A 4,382-nucleotide genomic window follows, 5' to 3' on the forward strand; every position below is an offset into this window, starting at 1 on the left:
GGTCAGCCCGGCAGGGACGCCGGGCTGAGGTTCGTCACGACACGACTGCATGGATGCAGGAGGTAGAGCAACGCAGGAGCAGTTGCCGAGGACGTCGTGTCGAACCGACCCGTCGCAAGACAGCGGTGGCGAGGGGAGCCCGCAGGGCCAAGGCGGTGGGGGCGCATTTGACCTGCGCCATCCCTGGCGCAGGCCTTTCAGGCGACATTCGTCGTCCCAATCCGCTCCAGGCGGATTGGTCTTTCATCTCCTTTCTTTGGGCGAGCAATGAATAAATCGCCAGGAGCGATTTATCGCGCAAGCCCCGAAGGGGTGAGGCGTAGGGATGCGCCGAACAAAGGGACTCGCACGCATCAACAAGCGTCAGACAAAAAAATCCCAGCTCGAAAGCGTGCGAAACAATACCACCCGTCCAACCAACCGGATTCAGCGCATAAAACAAATACCAACCCCCAATTTGTACCCCCCTCCCCGCTGGGAATAGAATGTCCTGTTCTGCTGTTTTCGAGGTTTGAAATGGACACCATCCGCATTCGCGGCGCGCGCACCCACAACCTGAAGGACGTGGATCTGGACCTGCCGCGCGAGAAGCTCATCGTCATCACCGGCCTGTCGGGCTCGGGCAAGTCCTCCCTGGCGTTCGACACGCTGTTCGCCGAGGGTCAGCGCCGCTACGTGGAGTCGCTGTCGGCCTATGCCCGGCAGTTCCTGGCCATGATGGAAAAGCCCGATGTGGACCACATCGAGGGGCTGTCCCCTGCCATTTCCATCGAGCAGAAGACGACCTCGCACAATCCGCGCTCGACGGTCGGCACCATCACCGAGATCTACGATTACCTGCGCCTGCTGTTCGCACGCGCCGGCACGCCGCGCTGCCCGGACCACGACATCCCCCTGGAGGCGCAGACCATCAGCCAGATGGTAGACCAGGTGCTGGCCCTGCCGGCGGACACCCGCCTGCTGCTGCTGGCGCCGCTGATCCGCGAGCGCAAGGGCGAGCACCAGCAGATATTCGAGCAGCTGCGCGCGCAGGGCTTTTTGCGGGTGCGCATCGACGCCACGGTGTACGAGCTGGACGACCTGCCCAAGCTCGATCCCAAGCGCAAGCACACCGTCGAGGTGGTGGTGGACCGCTTCAAGGTGCGCGGTGGGCGCCTGCCCGGCCTGCGACGGCCTGGGCGTGGAGCAGTTCTTCGACCCGCACCGGGTGGTGGCCAATCCGCACGTGAGCCTGGCGGGCGGCGCGGTGCGCGGCTGGGACCGCCGCAACGCCTGGTATTTCCAGATGGTCACCTCCCTGGCCGAGCACTACGGTTTCGACGTGGAAACGCCGTTCGAGGACCTGGACGAAAAGCACCGCCAGGTGATCCTGTACGGCAGCGGGGACGAGAAGATCCAGTTCCGCTTCCTCAACGAGCGCGGTGACGTCACCCTGCGCGAACACCCGTTCGAGGGCATCCTGCCCAACATGCAGCGCCGCTATCACGAGACCGATTCCATGGCGGTGCGCGAGGAGCTGGCGCGCTACCTGTCCACCCGTTCCTGCCCCTCCTGCCACGGCACCCGCCTCAATACCCAGGCGCGGCATGTTTTCATCGGCAAGCACAACCTGCCGGACCTGACCGCCCTGCCCATCGGCGAGGCGCTGGCGTTTTTCGACAACCTGAAACTGACCGGCAGCCGCGGCGAGATCGCCGCGCGCATCCTGCGCGAGATCGTGCTGCGCCTGCAGTTCCTGGTCAACGTGGGGCTGGACTACCTGTCCCTGAACCGCAGCGCCGACACCCTGTCGGGCGGCGAGGCCCAGCGCATCCGGCTGGCCTCGCAGATCGGCGCCGGCCTGGTGGGCGTGATGTACGTGCTGGACGAGCCGTCCATCGGCCTGCACCAGCGCGACAACGACCGGCTGCTGGCCACCCTCACCCACCTGCGCGACCTGGGCAACACCGTCATCGTGGTCGAGCACGACGAGGACGCCATCCTCACCGCCGATCACGTAGTCGACATCGGCCCCGGGGCTGGCACCCACGGCGGCCGCGTCGTAGCGGAAGGCACGCCCGCCGACATCCAGGCGGACACCGCCTCGCTGACCGGCCAGTACCTGTCCGGCAAGCGCCGCATCGAGGTCCCCAAAAAGCGCACGCCACGCGATGCCAAGCGCGAGCTGGTGCTGCGCGGCGCCAGCGGCAACAACCTCAAGGAGGTGGATGCGGCCTTCCCGCTCGGCCTGCTCACCTGCGTCACCGGCGTGTCGGGGTCCGGCAAGTCCACCCTGGTCAACGACACCCTGTATCCGCTACTGGCGCGCCACCTGCACGACTCCGGCAGAGAGGTCGCACCCTGCGACGGGGTCGACGGCCTGAAGCACATCGACAAGGTGGTGGACATCGACCAGAGCCCGATCGGACGCACGCCACGCTCCAACCCGGCTACCTATACCGGGCTGTTCACGCCGATCCGCGAGCTGTTCGCCGGCACCCAGGAGGCCCGCTCGCGCGGCTACAACCCGGGCCGCTTCAGCTTCAACGTCAAGGGCGGACGCTGCGAGGCCTGCCAGGGCGACGGCGTGATCAAGGTGGAGATGCACTTTCTGCCCGACATCTACGTGCCCTGCGACGTGTGCAAGGGCAAGCGCTACAACCGCGAGACCCTGGACATCCACTACAAGGGCAAGAACATCCACGAAGTGCTGGAGATGAACGTCGAGGAGGCGCTGGCGTTCTTCGACGCCGTGCCCGCGGTGCGCAACAAGCTGCAGACCCTGCTGGACGTGGGCCTGTCCTACATCACCCTGGGGCAGAACGCGACCACGCTCTCCGGCGGCGAGGCGCAACGCGTGAAGCTGGCGCGCGAGCTGTCCAAGCGCGCCACCGGCCGCACCCTGTACATCCTCGACGAGCCGACCACCGGCCTGCACTTCCACGACGTGGATCAACTGCTGCGTGTGCTGCACCACCTGCGCGACCAGGGCAACACCATCGTCGTCATCGAGCACAACCTGGACGTGATCAAGACCGCCGACTGGATCATCGACCTCGGCCCCGAGGGCGGCGCGGGTGGCGGCACCATCATCGCCACCGGCACCCCGGAAGAGGTCGCCGGCGTCACCGCCTCACACACCGGCCGCTTCCTGGCGCCCAAGCTGGGCGTCAAAGCTGGAAAAAAGGTGAGGGGTAAGGGGTGAGGAGTAAAGAAACGGTCTTCTTTGCCTCACTCCTGACCCCTTACGCCTCACAACGCTGGGCGCGCAGCGTAGCCAGTTCGTTGTAGTACCCGGTGATCACCTCCAGCGAGAAGGCCGCGTTGGCCGGGCTGGGGTTGGGGGTGACGAACACGGCTGCCTCCCCCACCGTTTCGGGCTGCAGGCCCCACTCGCCTTCCGACCTGGCATTCTGGGCATAACGCAGATAGTGCCCGTAGGCCTGCTTGCCGTGGAACCAGACGATGCGTGGCCGGCAGGCCAGCAGCTTGTCGCGCAGGCGCGGCGCCCATTCGCGGTAGTCGGCGGCACGCAGCACGGAACCCGAGCGTGAGGGCCGTTTCACCACGTCGGTGAACCCGATGCGGTAACGCTCGAAGAGGGTCTGCATCGCGTCCACACCCGGCGTCAGCGGTTCGTCGACCAGCCCGGAGGCATTCAACGCCCGCCAGAAGCGGTTCTGGGGGGTGGCGAAATAAAAGCCGGCACGCACCGAGTTGACGGAGGGGTTGAGTCCCACCGAGACGATGCACAGCCCCGCTTCCAGATAATCCGGCAGTGTTTCCATGAGCGATTGAAAGCCCGGCCGGGGCTGTCCCGGCCGGGCACTTCCGGCCTACTGGCCGGCCACCTTGGGCAGGTGGTGCAGGGCGTCGTCGATGGCCTCGGCGGGATACTCGAAGTCCTCCAGCTCGCCGGCGAAGTACCTGTCATAGGCGGCCATGTCGAAATGACCGTGACCGGAGAGATTGAAGAACAGGGTCTTGGCCTCGCCGCTCTCCTTGCAGCGCCGGGCCTCGTCGATGCAGGCCGCGATGGCGTGGTTGGATTCAGGTGCCGGGATGATGCCCTCGGCCTGGGCGAAGGCGACGCCCGCCTCGAAGGTGGCCAGCTGCTGCACCGCCACCGCCTCCACGATGCCTTCCTTGTGCAGCTGGCTGACCAGCGGCGAGTCGCCGTGGTAGCGCAGCCCGCCGGCATGAATGCCGGGCGGCACGAAGTCGTGGCCCAGGGTGTACATCAGCATCAGCGGCGTGAGGCCGACGGAGTCGCCGAAGTCGTAGGCATAGTGGCCGCGGGTGAGCGTCGGGCAGGAAGCGGGTTCCACCGCGACCAGGCGGATGTCTTTGCCGCCGGCCTTGGCCTCCAGAAACGGGAAGGCCACGCCGCCGAAGTTCGACCC

General features: G+C 66.3%; 2 protein-coding genes and 1 pseudogene. 1 reads left to right on the top strand and 2 read right to left on the bottom strand.

Annotation, left to right across the window (positions count from 1 at the left end; all coding sequences use genetic code 11):
• The first annotated feature begins 516 nt into the window (after positions 1-516).
• Positions 517-3,184: pseudogene (uvrA, locus tag P8Y64_14090) on the top strand (excinuclease ABC subunit UvrA).
• A 40-nt stretch (positions 3,185-3,224) separates the two neighbouring features.
• Here uvrA and P8Y64_14095 read toward each other — a convergent pair.
• Together P8Y64_14095 and P8Y64_14100 are read right to left on the bottom strand one after the other, a co-directional pair.
• Positions 3,225-3,767: a mismatch-specific DNA-glycosylase gene (locus P8Y64_14095; GenBank protein ID MEJ2061585.1), complete on the bottom strand. Its 543-nt coding sequence runs from the start codon at positions 3,765-3,767 to the stop codon at positions 3,225-3,227.
• Positions 3,768-3,815: 48 nt separating this feature from the next.
• Positions 3,816-4,382, bottom strand: a 567-nt coding sequence (locus P8Y64_14100; protein ID MEJ2061586.1) for a pyridoxal-phosphate dependent enzyme, incomplete at its 5' end; no start/stop codon positions are given.

It is taken from the genome of Gammaproteobacteria bacterium (assembly GCA_037388465.1).
In the GTDB taxonomy this organism is placed as follows: domain Bacteria; phylum Pseudomonadota; class Gammaproteobacteria; order SpSt-1174; family SpSt-1174; genus JARRKE01.